20 protein-coding genes are annotated in these 22,716 nt (G+C 67.9%); 14 read left to right on the forward strand and 6 right to left on the reverse strand.

Going from position 1 to position 22,716, the window contains the following annotated elements; translation table 11 throughout:
• Positions 1–95 precede the first annotated feature (95 nt).
• The 4 genes from AC5WS7_RS07385 to AC5WS7_RS07400 are packed head-to-tail and all read left to right on the forward strand — an operon-like array spanning position 96 to position 5,414.
• Positions 96–1,307: an aminotransferase class V-fold PLP-dependent enzyme gene (locus AC5WS7_RS07385; RefSeq protein WP_495953550.1), complete on the forward strand. Its 1,212-nt coding sequence runs from the start codon at positions 96–98 to the stop codon at positions 1,305–1,307.
• A complete protein-coding gene (locus AC5WS7_RS07390) occupies positions 1,304–2,590 on the forward strand; it encodes a heavy-metal-associated domain-containing protein (protein WP_495953551.1) in 1,287 nt (428 codons plus the stop codon). The genes AC5WS7_RS07385 and AC5WS7_RS07390 overlap by 4 nt, the downstream gene beginning before the upstream one ends.
• Positions 2,587–4,074: an alanine racemase gene (locus tag AC5WS7_RS07395; RefSeq protein WP_495953552.1), complete on the forward strand. Its 1,488-nt coding sequence runs from the start codon at positions 2,587–2,589 to the stop codon at positions 4,072–4,074. The genes AC5WS7_RS07390 and AC5WS7_RS07395 overlap by 4 nt, the downstream gene beginning before the upstream one ends.
• Positions 4,074–5,414 carry a pyridoxal-phosphate dependent enzyme gene (locus AC5WS7_RS07400; RefSeq protein WP_495953553.1) on the forward strand — a complete coding sequence of 447 codons (1,341 nt, stop codon included), beginning with the start codon at positions 4,074–4,076 and terminating at the stop codon, positions 5,412–5,414. The genes AC5WS7_RS07395 and AC5WS7_RS07400 overlap by 1 nt, the downstream gene beginning before the upstream one ends.
• A gap of 11 nt (positions 5,415–5,425) precedes the next feature.
• On the opposite strand, the gene AC5WS7_RS07405 is transcribed toward AC5WS7_RS07400, so the two are convergent.
• Positions 5,426–6,871 carry an FtsW/RodA/SpoVE family cell cycle protein gene (locus tag AC5WS7_RS07405; RefSeq protein ID WP_495953554.1) on the reverse strand — a complete coding sequence of 482 codons (1,446 nt, stop codon included), beginning with the start codon at positions 6,869–6,871 and terminating at the stop codon, positions 5,426–5,428.
• 585 nt (positions 6,872–7,456) lie between these two features.
• Here AC5WS7_RS07405 and AC5WS7_RS07410 point away from each other — a divergent pair.
• The 3 genes from AC5WS7_RS07410 (at position 7,457) to AC5WS7_RS07420 (ending at position 10,818) form a co-directional block, all read left to right on the forward strand.
• Positions 7,457–9,328, forward strand: a complete 1,872-nt coding sequence (locus tag AC5WS7_RS07410; protein ID WP_495953555.1) for a Na+/H+ antiporter — start codon at positions 7,457–7,459, stop codon at positions 9,326–9,328.
• Between the two features lie 23 nt (positions 9,329–9,351).
• A complete protein-coding gene (locus AC5WS7_RS07415) occupies positions 9,352–9,978 on the forward strand; it encodes a TetR/AcrR family transcriptional regulator (protein WP_495953556.1) in 627 nt (208 codons plus the stop codon).
• 126 nt (positions 9,979–10,104) lie between these two features.
• Entirely contained in the window at positions 10,105–10,818 is a 714-nt protein-coding gene (locus AC5WS7_RS07420) for an MgtC/SapB family protein (protein WP_495953557.1), read from the forward strand.
• An 18-nt stretch (positions 10,819–10,836) separates the two neighbouring features.
• Here the strand turns inward: AC5WS7_RS07420 and AC5WS7_RS07425 are convergent, their stop codons facing one another.
• On the reverse strand, positions 10,837–11,592 hold the full coding sequence (locus tag AC5WS7_RS07425) for a TetR/AcrR family transcriptional regulator C-terminal domain-containing protein (protein WP_495953558.1): 756 nt from the start codon (positions 11,590–11,592) through the stop codon (positions 10,837–10,839).
• 54 nt (positions 11,593–11,646) lie between these two features.
• Between AC5WS7_RS07425 and AC5WS7_RS07430 the strand changes: the two genes are divergently transcribed.
• Positions 11,647–13,134: an MFS transporter gene (locus tag AC5WS7_RS07430; protein WP_495953559.1), complete on the forward strand. Its 1,488-nt coding sequence runs from the start codon at positions 11,647–11,649 to the stop codon at positions 13,132–13,134.
• Between the two features lie 63 nt (positions 13,135–13,197).
• Here the strand turns inward: AC5WS7_RS07430 and AC5WS7_RS07435 are convergent, their stop codons facing one another.
• Positions 13,198–14,148, reverse strand: a complete 951-nt coding sequence (locus tag AC5WS7_RS07435) for a quinone oxidoreductase family protein (protein ID WP_495953560.1) — start codon at positions 14,146–14,148, stop codon at positions 13,198–13,200.
• A gap of 81 nt (positions 14,149–14,229) precedes the next feature.
• Between AC5WS7_RS07435 and AC5WS7_RS07440 the strand changes: the two genes are divergently transcribed.
• Complete coding sequence (locus AC5WS7_RS07440) at positions 14,230–14,907, forward strand: TetR/AcrR family transcriptional regulator C-terminal domain-containing protein (RefSeq protein WP_495953561.1); 678 nt, start codon at positions 14,230–14,232, stop codon at positions 14,905–14,907.
• 121 nt (positions 14,908–15,028) lie between these two features.
• Here the strand turns inward: AC5WS7_RS07440 and AC5WS7_RS07445 are convergent, their stop codons facing one another.
• Positions 15,029–16,585 (reverse strand): DHA2 family efflux MFS transporter permease subunit, encoded by a 1,557-nt coding sequence (locus AC5WS7_RS07445; RefSeq protein ID WP_495953562.1) that lies wholly within the window; start codon positions 16,583–16,585, stop codon positions 15,029–15,031.
• A gap of 160 nt (positions 16,586–16,745) precedes the next feature.
• Between AC5WS7_RS07445 and AC5WS7_RS07450 the strand changes: the two genes are divergently transcribed.
• From AC5WS7_RS07450 to AC5WS7_RS07470, 5 genes are all read left to right on the forward strand, one after another.
• Positions 16,746–16,985 (forward strand): NfeD C-terminal domain-containing protein, encoded by a 240-nt coding sequence (locus tag AC5WS7_RS07450; protein WP_495953563.1) that lies wholly within the window; start codon positions 16,746–16,748, stop codon positions 16,983–16,985.
• A gap of 14 nt (positions 16,986–16,999) precedes the next feature.
• Positions 17,000–18,115: an SPFH domain-containing protein gene (locus tag AC5WS7_RS07455; protein WP_495953564.1), complete on the forward strand. Its 1,116-nt coding sequence runs from the start codon at positions 17,000–17,002 to the stop codon at positions 18,113–18,115.
• 32 nt (positions 18,116–18,147) lie between these two features.
• Positions 18,148–18,543, forward strand: coding sequence for a cold-shock protein (locus AC5WS7_RS07460; protein ID WP_495953565.1), 396 nt, complete (start codon positions 18,148–18,150; stop codon positions 18,541–18,543).
• Positions 18,544–18,718: 175 nt separating this feature from the next.
• A complete protein-coding gene (locus AC5WS7_RS07465) occupies positions 18,719–19,801 on the forward strand; it encodes an ATP-dependent DNA ligase (protein ID WP_495953566.1) in 1,083 nt (360 codons plus the stop codon).
• Positions 19,798–20,865 (forward strand): DNA polymerase domain-containing protein, encoded by a 1,068-nt coding sequence (locus AC5WS7_RS07470; RefSeq protein ID WP_495953567.1) that lies wholly within the window; start codon positions 19,798–19,800, stop codon positions 20,863–20,865. Before AC5WS7_RS07465 ends, AC5WS7_RS07470 begins: the two co-directional genes overlap by 4 nt.
• Positions 20,866–20,884: 19 nt before the next feature.
• Here AC5WS7_RS07470 and AC5WS7_RS07475 read toward each other — a convergent pair whose 3' ends face one another.
• Both AC5WS7_RS07475 and AC5WS7_RS07480 read right to left on the reverse strand, forming a co-directional pair.
• On the reverse strand, positions 20,885–21,532 hold the full coding sequence (locus tag AC5WS7_RS07475; protein WP_495953568.1) for a TetR/AcrR family transcriptional regulator: 648 nt from the start codon (positions 21,530–21,532) through the stop codon (positions 20,885–20,887).
• A complete protein-coding gene (locus AC5WS7_RS07480) occupies positions 21,516–22,661 on the reverse strand; it encodes an acyl-CoA dehydrogenase family protein (protein WP_495953569.1) in 1,146 nt (381 codons plus the stop codon). The genes AC5WS7_RS07475 and AC5WS7_RS07480 overlap by 17 nt, the downstream gene beginning before the upstream one ends.
• Between the last annotated feature and the right edge of the window lie 55 nt (positions 22,662–22,716).

Here is a 22,716-nt window from a genome sequence, read left to right on the forward strand (position 1 = left end):
TTCCCGCTCCTCACCCGGCCGTCCGGGCTCCCGCACCGAGCCCTTCCCCGCCCGGGCCGACACCCCCACCGCCCGAACCGATCTCGCCCGAGACGGTGCGCCGGCTGTTCCCGGCGATCGGCGCGGCGCCGGAGGTGTACCTGGACAGCGCCTCGACCACGCAGAAGCCCGCACCGGTCATCGCGGCGGTCGAGGGGTACCTGCGCGAGCGCACCGCCAACACCGGCCGCGGCACCTACCCGTGGGCCACGACGCTCACCCGCGCCATCGAGCACGTCCGGGACCGGACCGCGGCCCGGCTCGGCGCTTGCGCCGAGGAGATCGTCTTCACCCCCGGCGCGACCGCGGGCCTCAACGCCGTGGCGTTGAGCTGGGGTCTGGCGAATCTCGACGACGGCGACGAAATCCTCTACAGCCCACGCGATCACGCCTCGAACGTGTACCCGTGGCTGCACCTGCGCGACACCCTGGCCCGATTCGGCCGCCGGATACGGCTGGTTCCCTACCGGGTCACCGAACTCGGTGAGGCCGACACCGCGGACATCGCCGCCAAGCTCTCCCCGCGCACCAGGCTGATCACCGTCAGCCATCTGCATCATGTGTTCGGTGCGGTGAGCACCCTCGAGGAGTTGCGGGATCGGCTCGATCCGCACATTCTGCTGTGTTTCGATTGCAGCCAGAGCGGCGGGCATCTGCCATTCGAGGTCACCGAACTGCGCGCGGATTTCGCGATCCTGTCCGCGCACAAGATGTTCGGCGCGCCCGGCACCGGCGTGCTCTACTGTGCCCGGCGCGTGCACGAGCAACTCACGCCTTTCCTGCCGGGCGGGAATTCCGGTGTGGCGCAGGCGGAATCGAACCTGACCTATGCCGCGATGCCCGAACGGCTCGAGGGCGGCACCCACAACATCCCCGGCATCCTGGCCCTCGGCGCGGCGCTGGACGTACTCGACGAGATCGGCCTGGACGTCATCGCCGAGCACAACCGGGTGCTGACCCGGCGGCTCATCGACGGCCTGCGCCCGCTGCCCGGACTCGGGTTCAGCCCCGGCCCGGCGTACGCTCCATGCGAAATCGGTTACGGCACAGCATCTTTCACCATCACCGGAATCGGTTCGGCCGATCTGGGTTTCGTCCTGGCCGAGGCCGGATTCCTGGTTCGCACCGGCGCGCACTGCGTACCGCCCGCGCACGGGCACTCGGATGCGGATTCGGTCCGGGTCAGCACGCACATCTACACCAGCGCCGACGATATCGATCGATTCGTCGGGTGTGTCGCCGCGATCGCCAGGGAGGTCGAACCATGACAGTCAGCCCGCCACACCCCCGTTACGATCGGCGTGCGGCCGCGAGCGTCCTGGCCGCACTGGCACGTCCGGGCCTGTTCGACCGGCTCACGCCCACCGACGCGACGCACATCGACTACACCCTGGCGGTCATGCGCCCCGAGTCCGGCAGCCATCTGACGCTGTCCCAGCGGATGTATCTGGAAAGCTTCATGCGACCGTGCCGCCCCGACCAGGTCACCAGCGCGACCCATCGGATCGCGTGGACCGACAGCGACGGCATCCCGAACACCGGCCATATCCGCGCCGATGGTCTCGGTCCGATCGTCCCGATCGCCACCCGCGAGGCGGTGCTCGCGCTGTGGCACGCCCTGGCAGCCGATTCCGCACTCGCCGAACGCGTCTCGGCGCTGACTCGAGCCGATCGGGACGTGCTCGAGGGCACCACCACCGATCACGATCCGATCGACGTGTTCCGGGTGGGCATCGAGGCGACCGGCCGGGCCCTGGCCCAGCACGCCCTGCTCGCACACACCACGCCCTATCGCACGGCGGTCGAATTCGCCTGCGGCATGCGCGATTCGGGCATCTTCGGCGCTGTCGCCACCCGCTGGTACTGGGAATTGCAGGCCTCCAGCTATCGGCGCGGGATGATTCCGGTGAGTTTCGCGACCCAGCCCGACGGCACCGTCCGCTACACCGCCGGCACCGTGGCCACCCTGCGCGCGATGAAGGAGACCACCATCGCCGACGCGCACGCGGTCATGCGCCGCGCCACCGGCATCGAGGGAATGTCGGTGCCCGCGGCGATCGAGAAGTACCATGACGAGCTGGATCTCATCTCCCGCCAATACGCGCTGCTGCCGCCCGGCACCCGCCCCGCGTGTCTGGCCGCCGCGCCGCATCGGCTCGACGGCGAGCACTACAGCGTCCTGCCGATGGTGGTGGACCGTTTCGTGGAGCTGTTCATCGCGATCGCGCCGCGCCTGACCGTCATCGAGATCGCGGACGACACCGAATTCGGCGACGGCGAACTCGACACGGAGAACCAGGTTTTCCACGTCCCGGACATGAACTGCAAACATTGCGTGCGCACCATCACCGGCGTGCTGGAGTCCATGCAGATCCGGGTGCACGACATCGATCTGATCAGCAAACGGGTGGTCGCGGAGTTCCGCAGTCCGCGCAATCGCCACCGCGCCTTCGAGGCACTGCGCGACAGCGGGTACAACCCGACCCAGGCCCCGCCCGCACACGCCACCGCATTGCCGCGGGAGGTCCCGCTTTCCGAGACGGCGCGATGAGCGCACCGGTCCCGGAGCTTCCGGCCAAGATCCATCCGCTGGTGCGCGCGTTCCTGAATACCCCAGGCGCGGTGCGGGATGCGCTGACCCGTTTCGACTCGCCCGTCCATCTGCTGTTCCCGCAGGTGTACGCGGAGAATCTGGGCCGGTTGCGATCGGTACTGGACGCCCATCGCTCCCGTTACCGAATATGCTACGCGCACAAGGTGAATCGCTCGCGTGCCCTGCTGCGCACCGCCGAGCGCGCGGGTATAGCGGTCGATGTGGCTTCCGCCCGGGAACTGTCCGCCGCGATCGGCGCCGGATTCTCCGCGGATCGGATCGAGGCGACCGGCCCCAAGGGTGAGCGGTTCCTGCGCGAACTCGTCGATGCCGGGGTGAGTGTCAATGTGGACAACCTGTGGGAGTTGCGGCGGCTCGCCGAACTCGCCGCAGATCGTTCGAGAGTTCCTGTGCTGCTGCGCGTCTCGGGTTTCCGCAACAGTGCGGTGAGCCGATTCGGCATCGCGCTGGACGAGGCCGAGGATGCTCTGCGAACACTGTCGGCCCATCGCAGCCGGATCGACTTCCGGGGCTTGGCGTTCCACATCGACTCCGGGGAGCCCACCGAACGCCTGCGGGCGATCGAAGCCTGTCTGGAGCTGATCGAACTGGCGTGTTCCTACGACCTGGCTCCGTCCGTGCTGGATATCGGCGGCGGATTCCGGCAGGTGTTCACCGCGGACGCGAACCGGTTCGACGCCTACGTCCTGGCGTTACGCGAGGCGCTGCTGGGTCGCGGCGAGCCGATGGCCTGGGGCGGCAACACCTTCGGCTATCAGATCGACGGCGCCCGCGTACACGGCACGCCGGTGTTCCACAAATACGCCAACACCGTGCCCGCCGCCCGCATGCTCGACGACCTGCTCGCCGCGCCGCTGGAGGGACACGGCGGCCGCACCTTCGCGCAGATCGCCACCGAGAACATGCTCGAGATCTGGCTCGAACCGGGCAAGGCGCTGGTCGATCACGCCGGAATCACGCTTGCCCGAGTCGAATTCGTCAAACGGGCCGCCGACGGCAGCGTGCTGGTCGATCTCGACCTCTCGCGCGACGCGGTCACTCCGGCCGATCAGGAGGTCATGGTGGATCCGCTGGTGCTGCCGCGCGAGGCTCGTCGCGCGCCCGAATCCGGCCGGGCCGGAGTCTATTTCGCCGGGAGGCTGTGTCTCGAGCGCGATCTCATCACCAATCACAAGGTCTGGCCCGCGGTGCAGCCGCAGCCGGGGGATCTGGTCGTCTTCCCGAATACCGCCGCGTACCACATGGATCTGTCGGCGTCCTCGGCATCGATGCACGAGCCGCCGCCCAAACTCGCCGTCACTCATGACGGGCACGGGTTCCGGATCTGCCCCGACGCCGAATACGAACCCGCACCGGTGGGTGACGGACCCGAGTACTCGGTGTTCGATGCTCTGAACGCCGCCGCCGACGGGGTCGCCTGATGCGTTACGACCACATCACCGAACTCATCGGCAACACCCCGCTGCTGCGGCTGGATCCCGCCGTGCACGGGCTGGAGAACGTGGACCTCTACGCGAAACTGGAGTCCTGCAACCCGTTCGGCTCGGTCAAGGACCGGGTGGCCTGGGGCATGATCCGCGACGATCTCGACGAGATCGCCGCCCGCGGCCGGACTCTGATCGAGGCGTCCAGCGGCAATACCGCCAAGGCCCTGCGCATTCTGGGCGCGATGCGCGGGGTGGACCTGCACGCGATCACCAACCGCATCAAGGTCGGCGAGGTGCGCGACCTGCTGCAGTTGTTCGGCACCCGGATCGAGGAACTGCCCGGCCTGTCCGAATGCCCGGACCCGACCACACCCAACGACGTCTACTCGGTCATCGAGGCGACGATGGCCAGAAATCCCGGCGCGTACCATCATCCGTCGCAGTACACCAACGAGAAGAACATCGAGGCGCACTATCACGGCACCGGCCAGGAGATCCACGAGGACCTCGGCGGCGCGGGGGTCGACTATCTGATCGGCGGACTCGGCACCACCGGCTCCACCCGGGGCACGGCGACCTTCCTGCGCAAACACAATCCCGACCTGCGCACGGTCGCCGTCGTTTCCGAACGCACGGATTTCATCCCAGGCATCCGTTCGGAGACCGAGATGTGGGATGTGGGGCTGTTCCAGCCCGATTTCTACGACCGCATCATGACCGTGACCGCGGCGACCGCGATCGAGGGCACCCTGGAACTGGCCACCGGATACGGCATCCTCGCCGGCCCCACCAGCGGTGCGAGTTACGCCGCCGCGCTGGAACACTTACGCGCAGTGGATCATTCGGCCGCTGCCGCGACCGCACCGGTGGTCGCGGTCGTGATCGTCTGCGACCGGATCGAACCGTACCTGTCGTACATCAAGAAGCGCCGCCCGGACCTGTTCGGCCGCAATGATTCCCGGGCCGCGGCGCCCGACGCGGCCGAACTCGCGGCGGTGCCCGCGTTGAGCCCGGAGCAGCTCGAACGCCTCGACGCCCGCGCGGATGGCACGCCCGCGCCGGTCGTCGTCGACACCCGGGGCGCGATGGCCTACCGGATCGGGCACGTCCCGGGCTCGCTCAATATCCGCGACGATCAGCTGGAGGACATGTTCGCCCAGGGGATCCCGTTCTCCCGCACCCGCCCGCTGGTGTTCGTCTGCCCGGTGGGGGAGGTGTCCCGGCGCTTCGCCGCGCGCGCCCGGCGCGCCGGCTACGACGCGAGCAGCCTGGACGGCGGCATCGTCGCCTGGCGCGATGCCGGCAAACCGCTCGAGGGGTCGCCGCGCGGCTGATCCGGCGTGGGTCAGTTCTGCGGCCGGGCGATGTGTTCGGTCATCGCGTCCGCGATCGGCGCGGCCGGCGGAGGCGCGGGCGCGGGAACGCTGCGCGCATCGTGCGAGATGCGGATCAGCAGCGCGATGATGATGTAGTTGGCCAGCAGCGAGGATCCGCCGTAGGACATGAACGGCGTGGTCAGACCGGTCAGCGGGATCAGTTTCGTGACACCGCCGACCACCACGAACAGCTGCCAGCCCAGTGAGAACGCCAGCCCGCCGCCGAGCAGTTTGCCGAACGAGTCGCGGGTGGTCAGCGCCGCGCTGAAACCGCGCAACGTGATGATCATGAACAGGATGATCACCGCGGTCAGCCCGAACAACCCCAGTTCCTCGCCGATGGTGGCGATGATGAAGTCGGTCTTGGCGAACGGCACCTCCTGCGGCCGCCCCGCTCCCAGTCCGGCCCCCCACAGACCGCCGGTGCCCAGTCCGAACAGGCCCTGCGCGATCTGGAATCCGTTGGTGTAGTACGTCGCGAACGGGTCCTCCCACACCTGCACTCGAACTCGCACGTGCGCGAACAGGTTGTAGGCGATGACCGCGCCGACCGCGAACATCGCGATTCCGATCAGCAGCCAGGACGCGCGCCGCGTCGCGATGTACACCATCGCCAGCACGGTCCCGAACACCAGCAGCGAGAATCCCAGGTTCTTCTCGTAGACCAGCACGAGCACGGCCAACAGCGTCACCAGCAGCAGCGGACCCAGATCGCGCAGCCGCGGCACGGTGAACCACAGCACCTTCTTGCCCGCGGTACTGAACAGATCGCGGTTGGCCACCAGGAAACCGGCCACGAAGATCAGCAGCAGCACCTTGGCGAACTCACCGGGCTGAATCGAGAAGCCGTGGAACATGATCCAGCTCTTACCGCCGTTGACCTCACTGAATTTCGACGGCAACACCGCGGGCACCAGCAACGCCACCACACCGGCCAGGCCGCAGGTGTACGCATACCGCGCGGGCTGACTGTGATTGCGCACGATCGCGAGCACCGCCGCGAACAGCGCGATGCCCACGGCGGTCCAGATCAGCTGATGCGCGGCGTCGGACGAGGGCGCGGGCTCGCCCTGCGACGCCGCGGTCGTCGCCTCGGCGCGGTCCAGCCGATCGATCAGGACCAGTCCCAGCCCGTTGAGCAGCACCACGCACGGCAGGATCACCGGATCGGCCTTGGCGGCCAGGATCCGCACGGCCACATGCGCCAGCAGGGTCAGCACCACGAACACCGTCAGCGCCCAGCGCAGCGAATCCGTGCCGCCGGTGGCCTCGGACATCGCCAGTGCCGCCACCGCCACGATCACCACCGCCGCGATGCACAGCACCAGTTCCGTGCGGCGCGGATTGCGCCGGCTGATCGGCCCGGACACCGTGACGATCGGCCCCGAACCCGTGTTCTCCCGCGACGCACTCACAACTCCACCTCGCTACCACTCACATCCGACGTGCGCCCAGCGCACCGTACCCATCGCGCGTCCACGAATCCACCGGCATCCTTCCTCCGCGCACACCGGAAGCGCCGACGCCACATCGCACCGACGAAACCCCTCACGACACGACCTCACCGGCGCCGGGCGTCGCCGCACGCGATGAACTCCGCGTCCACGGTTCCCGCGCGAACCCTCTCACGACCGCGTCCCGGTGCTCTCGGCCGCCGGACGCACCACTGCCGCGGATCGGTCGCGCACGCACCGCGCCCCGCCCGCCCCGGCGGCGGCGGTATGCCGGAAGTGCTGTCTGTTCGGTTCGCTCGCAACCTCGCTCACGCCAACCAGTATGCGGGTGTGGTCGGACAGCTCGTACAGGCGACCACGGCCGCACACACCCGCCACCGAGCGGATTGCCCAGGTACGCCATCGGCACACCTGCGGCACCGGGCCCGGCCGGGGCTCGCCGCGAACACCGCGCATGTGCCACGTCGGGTCGCGCCGAACCCCGCCGAGACGCGATCCGGGCCCACCCGAGCCGATCGTGCTGGTCGGATGCCCGACTGGCAGGATATGAATGTGCATATCGCATTCGGACTGGTGGCGTTGGTCGCGGTCACCGTGGGCCTGGCCGCACTCGCCCGCCGAGTCGGCATGGCCGAACCGCTGATCCTCACGGTCGCCGGTATCGGCGCGTCCTATCTGCCCTTCGTGCCCGAGATCGACATCAATCCCGAAATGGTGCTGCTCGGACTGCTTCCGCCGCTGGTGTACACCGCGGCGATCAGCACCTCCCTGGTCGAGTTCAAACCCAAGAAGCTGTCCATCGGGCTGCTCTCGGTGGGTCTGGTGCTGTTCACCACCTTCGCCGTCGCGGGCGTGGTGCACGCCATGCTGCACATCCCGTTCGCGGCCGCGGTGGCGATCGGGGCGATCGTGTCCCCGCCGGATTCGGTGGCGGCCACGGCCATCGCGCGGCGGGTCGGCATGCCGCGGCGCATCGTGACCCTGCTCGAGGGCGAGGCACTGTTCAACGACGCCACCGCACTGGTGGCGCTGCGGACCGCGGTCGCCGCGATGGCCGGTGCGTTCAGCGTGTGGCAGGCCGGCGGCGATTTCCTGTGGTCGGCCGTCGGCGGCGCGGCGATCGGCATCGTCGCGGCCGGGGTGCTCGCGCTGTTGCGCCGCCGCATCATCGATCCGGTCCTGGACACCAGTCTGTCGCTGATCGCCCCGTTCGCCGCCTATCTGCCCGCCGAGGCGGCGCACGCGTCCGGGGTGATCGCGGTCGTGGTGTGCGGGCTGGTCCTCGGACAGGGCGCGCCGGTGTGGCAGACCGCGGCCTCGCGCATCGCCGAGCGCACCAATTGGCGCACCATCCAGTTCATCCTGGAGAACGCGGTCTTCCTGCTGATGGGCCTGCAGGTCCGGCACATCCTCGAGGACGCCTGGTCCAGCGGCCTGGACCACACCACGCTGCTGCTCACCTGCGCCGCGGTACTGCTCACCGTGGTGCTGGCCCGGCCGATCTGGGTGTATCCGGCCACCTATTTCGCCTGGTGGGTCGAATCCCGCCCGCGCGGTAAGCCCGCACCGCCGTGGACCAGCCCGACCGTGGTGTCCTGGGCCGGGATGCGCGGCGTGGTGACGCTCGCCGGCGCGTTGCTGTTGCCTTCCAGCACACCGGAATTGGCCACCCTCAAACTGCTCGCACTGGTGGTCGTGGGTGGCACCCTGCTGCTGCAGGGTGTCTCGCTGCCCCTGCTGGTGCGACTGCTGCGGCTGCGCGGGCCCAGTCGCGCCGAGGACGCTCTGCAGGAGGCGAACCTGCTGCAACAGGCCACCACCGCGGGACTGGCCGCGCTGGAGCAGCACATCGTCCCCGAGACGCCCCCGGAAGTCGTTGCCGCACTGCGGGATCGGGTCGAGCGCCGGGCGTACGCGGCGTGGGAACAGCTGGGTCGCGCGGAATCGGTGCGGATCACCCCCAGCGGGGAGTACCGACGGCTGCGGCTGGCGATGCTGGCCGCCGAACGCGAAGCGGTACTGCGCGTACGTGATTCGGGCACCCTCGAACACGAGATCCTGGACCGTGTGATGGGCGTGCTCGATATCGAGGAGTCCACCATCGACCGGGTCGCCGAGGCCGACGATCTGCCGTCCGATCCGCTGCGCGGCCCGGCCACCGGTGCGTGCGAACATCTTCGCGAGGCGCCGCACCTCGCGGTGCCGGACCTGCCCGAGGTCTGCGCCGAATGTATCGCCGAGGGGCTGACCTGGGTGCATCTGCGAATGTGCCTGTCCTGCGGGAACGTCGGATGCTGCGACTCCTCGGTGGGCAATCACGCCAGCCGCCATTTCGCCGACACCGGGCATCCGGTCATGCGCAGCGTGGAACCCGGCGAGAAGTGGCGCTGGTGCTATATCGACGAGCTGCTCGGTTGAGCCTTCCCGTTAGGGTTGTTCTCGTGCAATCAGGTCAGGACTCCCCCGGTCCCGAACCCCGCATCTGGGGCGGGACCACCCTCACCGAACGTCGCGAGGCCCGCCGCACGGCGTTGTTCGAGGCCGCGCTGGATCTGATCGGAGAAGCCGGCGCGGCCGGGGTCACCATGCGCGCGGTGTGCCGCCGCGCGGGCCTGACCGACCGCTACTTCTACGAGAGCTTCGCCGACCGCGACGAGCTGCTCGACGTGCTGTACCGGCAGGTGGCCACCGAATTCCTGGAACCGATGACCGCTTTCGCCGTCGCCGACGATCCCGAGCGGATCCGCGCACTCGCCGAGACGCTCATCGACACCGTCCTGAAGGACCCACGCAAATCGCGGCTGTTCCTGGTGGAGCCGTACTCCTCGACCGGTCTCGGGCAGACCACCATCGCGGTGATGCCCGCCTTCACCCGGCTGATCCAGGATCATCTGTTCACCCACATCGCCGACCCCGCGCGGCGGCGCCTGGCCGCGGTCACGATGGCCGCGGGCAATGCCGGGATGTTCTCGGCCTGGTTGAACGGCAGATTGCGCGCGACCCGGGAACAACTGGTCGACCACATCGTCGAGACGATCTCCGCCTACCGGACGATGTACCGCGAGTGAGCCGAGCGTGCGGCCGTGGCCTTTGCCGACTGTTCACCACGCCACCGTCTCCAATCCTCCTTCCCCGGCCGCCGTACCGGTAACCTCCGGCGCGGACCAGCGTGTTCGCCAGATCAGGAGTACGTGATGACGACCGTGGAGATGTTGTTGCGCCTCGGGGCCGGAGTCGGCCTCGGCGCGGTGATCGGCGTGGAACGCCAGTACCGTGCCCGGATGGCAGGCCTGCGTACCAACGCCTTGGTCGCGGCGGGTGCGACGCTGTTCGTCCTGTTGTCCGCGCACGGCTTCCACGGCACCTCGGCGGACCCGACCCGCGTTGCCGCGCAGATCGTTTCGGGAATCGGCTTCCTGGGCGCGGGCGTGATCATGCGCGAGGGTCTGAGCGTGCGTGGGCTCAATACCGCTGCCACGCTGTGGTGTTCGGCCGCGGTCGGGGCGCTGGCGGGTTCGGGAATGTACTCGACCGCGGCCGCCGGGACGGTGGTCGTCGTCGTGGTGAACACGGTATTGCGCTATGCCGGGCGCGCGGTCGACCGGCATCCCGAGGCGGGTAGCGAACAGATCGCACACTATTCCTTCGCTGCGGTCACCGATGACGCCAACGAGGCGCACGTGCGCGCCCTGCTGGTCCAGGCCTTGACCCGCACCGGTTTCCGGCTCGTGTCGGTCTCCAGCCGCAACGCCGGCACGGCGGGCCTGGTGGAGGTGAGCGCGGAGCTGATCGGCGATGAGCGCGACGACCGCCAGATGGAGTCGGCGGTGAGCCGGTTGAGTTTGGAGCCTTCGGTTACCAGCGTCGGCTGGAGCATCCCCGATTCGGCCGAGCCCGGCGACGGCTGAACCCCCTGTGACGCAGCATCATTCGCGCTCGCGGGCGGCGGGCTCCGACATCCGTTCGGGCTGCCCCGGAGTGCGGGCGGCGGCGAGCCGGGCCTCGAGGCCGTCCAGCACGCACAGCAGGGCGAAGTCGAAGGCCATGGCGCGCGCGGCCTCGGGATCGAGCTCGACCGTCTCCCGGAAATCCGCGCGCATCTGCGGGTAGTCCGCGGCCGTGCGCTCCAGCACCGCCACCATGCTGTCGGTGTCGTACGTTCCGCCCGCGGTCGCCTGACGCACCCCGATCTCCGGAATGACCTGTCCCAGAACGAATCCCATCAGCGTGCCGTTGGCCAGGTACACGTCGATCCCGGTGAATCCGGCGCGCACGAACGCACGACGCAACCGATCACTCAGCGCGAACGCGTGCGGCCCGACGCTCGGCATCCGGCCGAACAGGTTCGCCATCCACGGGTGGGCCAGCAGGGTGACGCGCAGCCCGTACGCGGTGGTGGTAGCGACCTCGCGCCACGGCGTCCGGTCCGGATCGGGAACCTCGACCAGTCCCCACACCTCGTCCATGGCCAGTTCCAGCAGTTCGTCCTTGTTGGCGACGTACCAGTACAGACTGGTCGCGCCCGCACCCAGCCGCGCCCCGAGCTTGCGCATGCTCAGCGCTTCGAGCCCTTCGGTATCGAGCATGTCCACCGCCGCCGCGACGATCTGCTCCCGACCGAGCCCGGAGCTTTTGGGGCGGCGCGGCTCCCGCGCCCATACCGAGGTGAATGGCTTGGACACGGCATCCACCTTAATTCACTCGCACACTGTTCGAGTTCATCGTACGCTGTTCGAGTGAAATCGAACACTGTACCAGAGCCGGCGGAGGCAGAAGACGCCGTCCGCGATCCGCGCCGCTGGTGGATTCTGGTGGTGCTGTGTCTGTCCCTGCTGGTGCTGATGATCGACGGCACCGTACTCAATATCGCCATCCCGTCGCTGATCCGAGACCTGAACGCATCACCCGCGGACGTCCAGTGGATCCTCGACGCCTACATCCTGGTCTTCGCCGGACTGCTGCTGACCGCGGGCAGCCTGTCCGACCGCTTCGGCCGCCGCCGCATGCTCATCACCGGTCTGGCCGTCTTCGGCGCGGCCTCGCTGCTGGCGGTGCTCGCCGACGCGCCGTGGCAGGTCATCGCGGCGCGTGCGGCGATGGGCGTCGGCGGATCACTACTGATGCCCTCGACCCTGTCCATCCTGATGACCACCTTCGCCGAGGACGAGCGGCGCAAAGCCATGGCGGCCTGGTCGACGGTGTCGATGGTCGGCATCGTGCTCGGGCCGACGCTGGGAGGTGTACTGCTGCAACACTTCTGGTGGGGTTCGGTGTTCCTGCTGAACATCCCGGTGGCGGCGATCGCGATCGCGGCCGCGGTGGTCCTGATGCCCGAGACCCGCGGTGAGCAGCGGCCGGTCGACCCGGTCGGGGTCGCACTCTCGATCGTGGCGCTGACCTCGACGGTGTACGTGATCATCCAGCGGGAGTGGAACATTCCGGTGATCGTGCTCGCCGTGCTGGCCGCCGCCGGATTCGGGCTGTGGGAGCACCGCTCGGAACATCCCATGTTGCCGCTCGGCGTGTTCCGGAACCGGGATTTCACCGGCACCTGCCTGACCCTGCTGCTGATGGTCTTCGGCATGGGCGCGGTCCTGCTGATCCTGACCCAGTACCTGCAGTTCGTGCTCGGTTACGGACCGATGCGGGCGGGCTGGGCGCTGCTGCCGTACGCCCTGGCCGCGGCCGTGTTCAACGGTCTGGGCGCGACCCTGGGCAAAACGCTGAGCAACAAGACGCTCATCGTCGCCGGACTGGTGGTGATGGCCGGGGCGTTCGCGGTGCTGGCCAACGCGGACAGCTACCTGTGGGTGCTGGCCAGCATGATGATCATGGGAATCGGCGGCGGGCTGGCCGGTCCCGCCGCCTACTCCTCGATCCTGGGCGCGATACCCGTCGAGCACGCCGGGGTCGGCTCGGCCATGAACGACACGCTCCAGCAGGTCGGACAAGCCATCAGCGTCGCGGTGATCGGCAGCGTCCTGGCCGGGGTCTACACCGCGCACATGCCCGCGGACGCTCCGGCCGCCGCACGCGAATCCATCGGTGCGGCATTCCGATCGGGGCTGGACGGTCCGGCGAAATCCGCCTTCACCGCGGCCATGTCCACCGGATCGTGGATCAGCGTCGGATTCTCCCTCGCCGCCGCGGCCCTGGGCCTGATCTTGTTGCGCGGCCGGCGGCCCACACCGGCCGAGGAACCCGAGACCACCCCGGTCGCCTGACCTCGACAGATCCGGAACCGCACGGGCACAGGGATTTCGATTCCGTGCTCGTGCGGCGCGGTGTCACGGGATCAAGACCGTGCGAACTCCCCGCCCCTCGGCATTCCACACCGATTCGACCTCGGCCAGCGGCACCGCGCGCGCGTCGACGGCCAGGTCACCCTCGACCACACCCCGCATGACGCGCTCGATCCCCTCTCCCAGCCGGACCGGATCCATCGAGCCCGTCCCGGTGCCCATGATCACCAGATCGCTGGAGCGCAAGGCGTTTCCGGGCAAGGTGATCGACGGGCCGGCCATCGAGCCGACATGTACCAAACGAGTCCGCCGGGCCGCGGCACGCAGGTCCGTCCGGCTCAGCACACCGAGCAACGCCTCGGTCGGCGGACCCCACAGATAGTCGATGACGACGTCGAATCCCTTGTTGCCGAACGCTTCCGCGAACACCGCACCCGGATCGTCATCCAGTGCGAGCGTGACGTGCGCACCGAGTTCCGCGACGCGCCGCAGCGATTCGCGATTGCGGCCCACCGCGACGATCTCACCCGCGCCGAGCAACCGCGCCGCCTGCACGGCCAGCTTGCCGGTCACACCGGTGGCGCCGACGATCAGCACACGCTCCCCCGGCCGCAGTTCTGCGCGGTGCGCCAGGGAAAGCCATGCCGACACACCGGGATTCAGCACCGCGGCGGCGGTGAGGTCGTCCAGCCCGTCGGGTACCGCGAAGATGCGCCGAGACGCCAGTGAGCGCTCGGCCATCGAGCCGAAGGGTTCGCGCGGGCCGGTGAAGAACACTCGCCGCCCGTCGGCCAGCACCCCCACACCGTCCACCCCCACGACCGCAGGCAGTTCGCCGTGACTGCTGTAGTGGACGCCCGCGGCCCGCCCGCGGGCCAGATTCGTCAGCGCCGCCGCGGTGACCTCGACGACCTGCTCGTCCTCGCGCGCCCGCGGATCGGGGAAATCCTCGTATCGCGGAGCCTCGCCGTACGTGTGCAGGACCGCTGCCTTCATGACCATTCTCCTTAACAACGTTAAATTCCGTTGCGGCAATCATGCCTTAACATCGTTAAGGAGACAAGAGGAGGTTCTGCGATGCCGATCGACCGCACCGCACCGATCGACCGCGAACGCGTGGTGCGCACGGCTCTGACGCTGCTGGACGAGGTCGGCCTGGACAAGCTCACCCTGCGCGCGATCGCATCCCGTCTGGACGTCAAGGCACCCGCGCTGTACTGGCATTTCGAGAACAAGCGAGCGCTGCTGGACGATATGGCCACCACCGTCCTGCGTGAGTCGGTCCCCGCGGATCGCGAAAACTGGGGTACGCGGGGCTGGCAGGCGTTCCTCCGGGAATCGGCGTCCACATTGCGCGCGGCACTGCTGAAATATCGCGACGGCGCGAAGATGGTGCCCGGCACCCGCCTGACCGACAAGACCATGTACGAGGTGCAGGAGGCCCGGTTACGGGTGCTGGTCGATGCCGGTTTCTCCGCCGACGACGCCGCCATCGCCTTCAGCACCGTGTACGACTTCACGGTCGGCGCGGCCATCGAGGAGCAGGAGATGTATCCGCGCGGCGTCCCCGATCAGGTCTACACCCCGCAGGCGCGGCTGAGCCGCATCGACGCCGAACGCACCCCCCTGGTCGCCGAACTCGCGGCCACGGACCGCATACGCGCCACCGACGACTATTTCGAGCGCGGTTTGGATCTCATCGTCGCCGGATTGGAAAACCTTCTGGCACAATCGGTTCGGAACCGGCAACCGTGACCGGCCCGGCGTCCGATCGACTGCCTTCCCCATGTCACCTCGACGCGGGAGCCCGAAAAGCGCTGCGCCGCAACAGCGCCCGCGCCCCGGTAGTCCGGGACGCGGGCGCGGATCCGAATACTCAGTGCCCCATCATCATCGGGGCATCGGCCGCATCCTGCGGTACGGGGGGTTTGGTCTTGGGCAGGAAGAACGCCGGAATCAGGGTGATCACGGTCAACACCACGGCCACCACGAAGGTGTGCGAGAACGCCGCGGCGGCCTGATCGAATCCGGTGCCCAGCGCCCCCGGCGGCAGCTGCTTGGCCACAGCCGGGTTGAAGTGCGAGGCGATCGCCGCCTGTGCCAGCGGTTTGCTGTTGAGCAGATTCGTCAGCACCACCGACATCACCGCGGTGCCGATCGAACCGGCCGTCTGGTTCACGATGTTCATCAGCGTCGTCCCCCGGGCCACCTGCGCGTGGGTCAAGGTCTGGATGGCTGCGGTCATCACCGGCATCATCGTGCAGCCCATTCCCAGGCCCATCACGAACAGCGCCCCCATCAGCAGCGGATAGGGCGTATCGGCGTGCAGCTGAGTGAGGAACAGGGTGCCGACGGCGATCACGACCAGGCCCGTCATCACGATGCGCCCGGGGCCGATCTTGTCCACCAGCCGTCCGGCGATCGGCATCGTCAGCATCGCGCCCAAGCCCTGCGGCGCGATCAGCAGTCCGGCGTGCAGCGGCGTCAGGCCGCGCACCTGCTGCAGATAACTGGGCAGCAACAGGCCCGCCCCGAAGAACGCGACCGCGAAGAACACCATGGTCAGCACGGCGAAGGTCAACGACCGGTTCCGGAACAGGTGCACATCGATCAGCGGATGGTCGGTGCGCAATGCGTGCAGCACGAACCCCACCATCAGCACCAGCCCGATCACCGCGGGAATCAGCACCCGCGCCGCCAGCACGGTGTGCTTCTCCGGGATCGAGGACACCCCGAACAGGAACAACGCCAGCCCCGGCGAGGCCAGCAACATGCCCACGAAATCGAAGGTCTCGGACGGTTCGGGGCGGTCGGGCGCGAACACCACGAAGGACAGGACCAGCGCCAGCGCGCCGATCGGAACGTTGATCAGGAAGATCCAGTGCCACCCTGGCATACCGAACCAGTGCACATCGATCAGCCAGCCCCCCAGGATCGGCCCGAGGATCGGGCCCAGCAGCATCGGCACGCCGAGTACCGCCATCACCCGGCCGATCCGCTGCGGACCGGCGGCGTGCGTCATGATCGTCATGCCCAGCGGCATCAGCATGCCGCCGCCGAGCCCCTGGATCACGCGAAAGGTTATGAGCGACTCGATGTTCCACGCCGTGGAACACAGCAGCGAGCCGAGGACGAAGAAGGTCAGCGCCATCATGTACAGGCGCTTGGTGCCGAATCGGTCCGCCGCCCAGCCGGTCAGCGGAATGACGGTGGCCAGGGCGAGCGTGTAGCCGGTCATCGACCAGGCGGCGATCGCGTAGCTGGCGTGGAAGGTGTTCTGGAATGTGGGCAGAGCGATGGTGACGACGGTGATGTCGAGGATCGACATGATCGCGCCGAGCACCACGACGCCGGCCACCTTCAACACGCTCGCGTCGAGCTTGTCGGAGGTCGGATCCGGCTGCGCGGCCTGACTATCCGGAGGAGTGGTCACCGTTTCAGCCTTGCACGGACACGCCCGGATGACCAGCGCCAATTTTCCGCGAGTGGGACGCCCTGAGCAGCGGGGGAAAATTCGGTTCTGATCCGCCATACTCGGGCGGTACGCTGGGAAATCACCCGGTTCACCGTTGTCCGGCAAGGAGTTCGATGCGATGACCGACCCGGTGCGGGGTTTGACCGGTACGCTCACATCGCCGATCCGCGGCGAAGGCATGCTCGGGGAGGTCCTGGTAGCGATCCGAGGGGGGACAGAGAGTTACATCGCACGATCCACCGAACCCATCGATCAGTTCGCGACCGTCCTGATCGTCGAGGTGCACCCGGGCCGGATCGTCGATGTCGTTCCCTGGTTCCCGCTCGACGTCGGGCCGGGCGGGGATTTATCGAGATAACAAGGGAGACAACAGTGCTGGGCTACCACGTGCCCGATCCGGACGAAGCCATGCTGGTCAGCGGCGGCAAGGCCAGAGACAACGCGCCGTTCCGGGTGATCACCGGGCACGGCGCCTGGGTGATGCCCTTCTTCCGCAAGGTCAGATACCTGTCGCTGGCCATGTACGAGGCCGAAATCCAGGAACGCTGCGTCACCAAACAGGCCATTCAGCTCGATGTGCGGGCCGTGATCGCGTTCAAGGTCGCCAACGACACCCAGTCGGTCGTCAATGCCGCGCAGCGTTTCCTGTCCGAGCAGGAGCGGGAGATGTCCGTCCTGACCGGCCGCATCTTCTCCGGACATCTGCGCTCGATCGTCGGATCGATGACCGTCGAGGAGATCATCCGCGAACGCCAGAAGCTCGCCGACGAGGTGCTGGTGGCCTCGAAGGTGGAGATGAGCAATATCGGCCTGTGGGTCGACTCGTTCCAGATTCAGTCCATCGACGACGGCAACCTCGGCTACATCGGCGCCCTCGCCGCCCCGCACAACGCCGCGGTTCAGCGCGACGCGCAGATCGCCCAGGCCGCCGCGTCCCAGGCCGCCGCCGAGGCCGAACAGGCCTCGCGCCGCAAGCAGGCCGAGTACCAGCGGCAGACCGCGATTCTGCAGGCCGAATACCAGCGCGATATCGACAAGGCCAAGGCAGAGGCGTCCCAGGCCGGTCCGCTGGCCGAGGCCATCGCCCTGCAGGAGGTGCTCACCGCGCAGGCCGAACGCGCCCGCAAGGAAGCCCAGCTGCGCGAACAGCAGTTGCAGACCGAGGTGGTCAAACCCGCCGAGGCCGAGGCCGAACGAGTGCGCGTCCTCGCGCAGGCCGAGGCCGACCGCACCCGTATCCAGGCCGAGGCCGCGGCCTCGAACAACCGGATCGCCCTGGACCAGCTGCTCATCGAACAGCTGCCCGAGATCGTGAAGCAGGCCGCTCTCGGCCTGTCCAACGCCAACCTGACCGTGCTGAACGGTCCGGACGGCGTCGGCGAGCTGGTCAACGGCATGGTCGGGCAGGGTCTGACGGTGTTCAATTCGCTGCAGAAAGCCCTCTCCTCCACCGGTGAATCCACCGACAACGAACACCGGGACGGTTAGAGTGACGGCACAGTGACGGCAATGAGGAGCGGGTGCAGGTGTCGATCGGGAAATTGGTGTCCTTCGACAGTTCGCGGGGGTTCGGGTTCATTCGGCCGGAAGACGGTGGCCCCGATGTGTTCGTCCACGTGAACGACATCGGACTCGACGAAGACGAACTGCGCCAGGGCCGAGTGTTCGAATTCGAGGTGACCGAGGGTGACCGGGGGCCGAAGGCGGTCAACTTGACCCTGGTCGCCGGGCAGCCGCCCGTGCCACGCCATCGCAACCGCGAACGCGGCGCCGGCGTGCTCACCGCCGCCGAACACAAACGACTGATCACCGAACTGCTGCTGGATTCGAGCCCGGCGCTGACCGCGGGTGAGATCGTCACCATCCGTGAACGACTGGCGGCATTCGCCGAACAGCACGGGTGGCTCGAAGGCTGACGGCCGCTACCGAAATCTGTCGGTACCACGGCATACGATCTTCACGACGATGCGGGCGATGATTTTTCCCCGCCCGCATCGTCTACCAGGTTGAGACACCGGTTCGCGAAACTGGCAAGGCGCCCACGCCGACACAGCCGCAGCGAAGCGAAGGCCATAAACCCAGGAGGATCGTGTGGATCTGCCTCTCATGCCGCCGGTCAAACCGATGCTGGCCAAATCCGCGTCCGCGTTGCCGGACGATCCGGAGCTGTTCTACGAACCCAAATGGGATGGCTTCCGCTGCATCGTATTTCGCGACGGGGATGAGATCGAACTCGGATCCCGCAACGACCGCCCGCTCACCCGGTATTTCCCCGAACTGGTGACGCTGCTCGCGCAGGCGCTGCCGCAGCGCTGTGTGGTGGACGGCGAGATCGTCATGGTCACCGAACACGGCCTGGATTTCGACACCTTGCAGAATCGCCTGCACCCGGCCACCTCCCGGGTGAACAAACTCGCCGCCGAGACCCCGGCCAGTTTCGTCGCGTTCGATCTGCTCGCCCTCGGCGATCGGGATCTGACCGGCGAGCCGTTCGCCGAACGTCGCAAGATCCTCGAAACGATCGTGGACCATTCGCTCGACCGCGTACACCTGACCCCGGTCACCACCGATCCGGTGCTGGCCCGGGACTGGTTCACCCGCTTCGAGGGCGCGGGGTTCGACGGCGTCGTGGTCAAGGCCGGTGACCTGGCATATCTGCAGGACAAGCGGGTGATGGTCAAGGTCAAACACGAGCGCACCGCCGACTGCGTGGTCGCCGGATTCCGCTGGCACAAGGACGGTCAGGGCGTCGGCTCCCTTTTGCTGGGCCTGTACGACGAGCAGGGCAATCTGCATCACGTCGGCGTGGCCAGCAGCTTCACCGCCGCCCGCCGAGCCTCCCTGGTCGAGGAACTCCAGCCGCTCCGGGAGAACGCGCTGGAAAACCACCCGTGGCGACAGTGGGCCGATGCCGCCGCCCAGGCCAAGGCCGAGGGCAAGATGCCCGGCGGCGTGAGCCGCTGGACCGGGACCAAGGATTTGTCCTGGGAGGCGCTGCGCCCCGAACTGGTCGCCGAAGTCCGCTACGAACACGTCATGGCAGGCCGATTACGACACGGCGGACGCCTGGTCCGGTTCCGCGACGACCGCACCCCGGAGTCGTGCACATATGCCCAGCTCGAGCAGGTCGCGCCCGCCGAACTCGCCGATATCTTCGCCGAGGCACGCCGATGAGCGCGTCCATCGATGTCGAGGCCGCCGGGCGCACCGTGCGGATCAGCAATCCCGACAAGGTCTACTTCACCAAGCGCGGCGAGACGAAACTCGATCTGGTGCGGTACTACCAGGCCGTCGAGGAACCGATCATGCGCACCATCGGCGACCGGCCGGTGCTGCTGGAACGCTATCCCGACGGTGCGAGCGGCAAATCCTGGTTCCAGAAGCGGGTGCCCGCCTCGGTCCCGGACTGGTTGCAGACCACCAAGGTCGCCACCCCCAACGGCACCACCAGCGACGCCCTCGTCGCGGCCGATCTGGCGCACATCCTGTGGGCGGTCAACCTGGGCTGCTTGGGTTTTCACGTCTGGGCCAACCGCGTCTCGGCCGGCCCGCCCGACACCGCCGCCGGCCACACCCCCACGCCTCGGGCCGTCACCGAGGTTCTCGGCGACCTCGCCATCGCCGACGAACTGCGGATCGATCTGGACCCCTCACCCGGCATCGGATTCGCCGACCTGCGCTCCGCGGCGATCAGCACCCGCGAACTGTTCACCGAGCTGGGCATCGATTCGCGAGTGAAGACCTCCGGCTCGCGCGGCCTGCACATCTATGTCGCACTGGAACCCCGCTGGGACGGCTATCAGGTCCGCGCCGCCTCGGTGGCCCTGGCCCGCGAACTCGAACGCCGCCACCCGGACCGGATCACCGCACAGTGGTGGAAGGAGCTGCGCGGCAGCCGCGTATTCATCGACTACAACCAGAATGCGCCGCACCGAACGGTTTTCGGGGCCTGGTGCGTACGTCCCAAGGTCGGCGCGCAGGTATCCACGCCGATCTCCTGGGACGCCCTGGACACCATCGCGCCCGATGAACTCACCATCGCGACGGTACCGGCCCGGGTCGCCGAATTCGGCGACCCGTGGGCCGACCGTACTCCCCAGTCCATCGAACCACTCTTGAAAATGGCTGCCCGAGACCAGGATTCGGGCCTGCTGGACGCACCGTGGCCGCCGCAGTACCCGAAGATGCCGAACGAGCCGCCTCGCGTGCAACCCAGCCGGGCCCGCACCCAGGAGTGAGCACCGGCGCGACCAACGATCAGCGGTCGATCTTCGGGAACGACGTGGTAATCAACGCGAACAGCATGTCCGCCAACAGGATGTGCACCTGTTCGCGGGTCAGGGTGCCGCGGATGATCCATTCGCGCCCAGCGGTTTTCACCATGCCGCCGTAGGCGCGCACCAGCGCCCGCAGCTCGGCCGTGTGCCGGGATTCGCTCAGCCCCACCATGTCCAGCAACCGGGCCGCGGCCGCGTCGTCGGCGTCGTCCAGGATGCGCTGCACCTCCGGATCGTCGCCGATCCCCTCGTGCCCGGTCACCTTCACCCAGGTACTGCCGTGCTCACCGATGGTGTCCAGCAACCACGCCACACTCGCATCGACCCGCTCCCGGGCCGTGCCGTTCGGCAGCACCATGTCGTCCGGTTTGGGCAAGGTCACCATCCGGCGCACGACCGCGAGATACAGGTCGCGCTTATTACCGAAATAGTGGTTGATCAGGCCGCGAGCCACCCCGGCACGCTGCGCGAGTTCCGCGGTGGACACCGCGGCGTAGGGACGTTCGCCGAACATCTCGATCGCGCGAGCCAGAATCTGGGCGCGACGTTCGTCGGGATCGAGCCGGCGCCGCGCCGGGGCCTCGGCCCCGGCGGACGCCGCGGGGCGGGTTTCAGAGTGAGCGGGCAATGAGATCCTTCATCACCTCGTTCGAACCGGCCAGGATACGCAGGATCCGGGCGCCCGTGTAGAGCTGGGAGATCGGGTATTCCGTCATGTATCCATAGCCACCGAAGAGTTGCAGACAACGGTCCACCACAATACCCAACTGGTCGGTCAGCCAATATTTCGCCATCGCAGCGGTGGGAATGTCCAGTTCGCCACGAAGATGCTTGCTGATGGCGTCGTCGAGGAAGGTGCGGCTCACCCGCGCGATGGTCGTGCACTCGGCGAGTTCGAACTTGGTGTTCTGCATCGCGAACAACGGCTTGCCGAACGCCTCGCGCCCCTTGGTGTACTCCACGGTCAGCTCGACGGCCTTCTCCATCATCGCCACCGCCATGATCGCGGTGACCAGCCGCTCCTGCGCGAGCAGCTGCATCATCTGATAGAAGCCCTGCCCCTCGGCCTCACCGAGCAGGTTCGAGGCGGGCACGCGCAGCCCGTCGAAGAACAGTTCCGCGGTGTCCTGGCCCTTACCGCCGATCTTGGACAGGATCCGGCCGCGCTTGAAACCGGGCGTATCGTCGCTCACCTCGGCGAAGATCAGCGATACGCCCGCGGCGCCCTTGGTCGGATCGGTCTTGACCGCGAGGATGATGCCGTCGCACAGCCAGCCATTGGAAATGAAGATCTTCGACCCGGTGATGACGTACTCGTCACCCTCGCGCACCGCGCGGGTCTTGATCGCCTGCAGGTCCGATCCGGTGCCCGGCTCGGTCATGCCGATCGAGAGCACCATCTCGCCGCTGGCCGCCTTCGGCAGCACTCGCCGCTTGAGTTCCTCACTGCCGAAATGCGCCAGGTAGGGCGCGATGATCGAGGAGTGCACCGGCATGCCCAGCGCACCCTCGCCGCCGAAGGACTGCTCCTCGATGATGGCCGCCTCGTGCGCGAAAGTGCCTCCGCCGCCGCCGTATTCGGTCGGAATGGCCGCGCACAGCAGCCCCAGCTCGCCCGCGCGGTTGTACAGCTCACGGTCGGGATGGCCCTGCTCGACGAACTTCTCCTCGTGCGGGACGACCTCCTTGGCGAAGAAATCCCTCGCCAGCTCCCGGACCGCCTCGACCTCGTCGTCGCTCCATGCCGCGCGTGCCATCTGCGTCTCACCTCTCGTGCCGAGCCGATTCACCGTGCGCATCCGGCCCTCTCAC

Source organism: Nocardia sp. PLKS1-43, assembly GCF_059510335.1.

Bases quoted from the DNA above. Each gene is read 5' to 3' on its own strand.
- AC5WS7_RS07390 (WP_495953551.1), top strand. From the start codon at position 1,304: ATGACAGTCAGCCCGCCACACCCCCGTTACGATCGGCGTGCGGCCGCG.
- AC5WS7_RS07395 (WP_495953552.1), top strand. From the start codon at position 2,587: ATGAGCGCACCGGTCCCGGAGCTTCCGGCCAAGATCCATCCGCTGGTG.
- AC5WS7_RS07400 (WP_495953553.1), top strand. From the start codon at position 4,074: ATGCGTTACGACCACATCACCGAACTCATCGGCAACACCCCGCTGCTG.
- AC5WS7_RS07410 (WP_495953555.1), top strand. From the start codon at position 7,457: ATGAATGTGCATATCGCATTCGGACTGGTGGCGTTGGTCGCGGTCACC.
- AC5WS7_RS07420 (WP_495953557.1), top strand. From the start codon at position 10,105: ATGACGACCGTGGAGATGTTGTTGCGCCTCGGGGCCGGAGTCGGCCTC.
- AC5WS7_RS07435 (WP_495953560.1), bottom strand. From the start codon at position 14,148: ATGAAGGCAGCGGTCCTGCACACGTACGGCGAGGCTCCGCGATACGAG.
- AC5WS7_RS07440 (WP_495953561.1), top strand. From the start codon at position 14,230: ATGCCGATCGACCGCACCGCACCGATCGACCGCGAACGCGTGGTGCGC.
- AC5WS7_RS07450 (WP_495953563.1), top strand. From the start codon at position 16,746: ATGACCGACCCGGTGCGGGGTTTGACCGGTACGCTCACATCGCCGATC.
- AC5WS7_RS07470 (WP_495953567.1), top strand. From the start codon at position 19,798: ATGAGCGCGTCCATCGATGTCGAGGCCGCCGGGCGCACCGTGCGGATC.
- AC5WS7_RS07480 (WP_495953569.1), bottom strand. From the start codon at position 22,661: ATGGCACGCGCGGCATGGAGCGACGACGAGGTCGAGGCGGTCCGGGAG.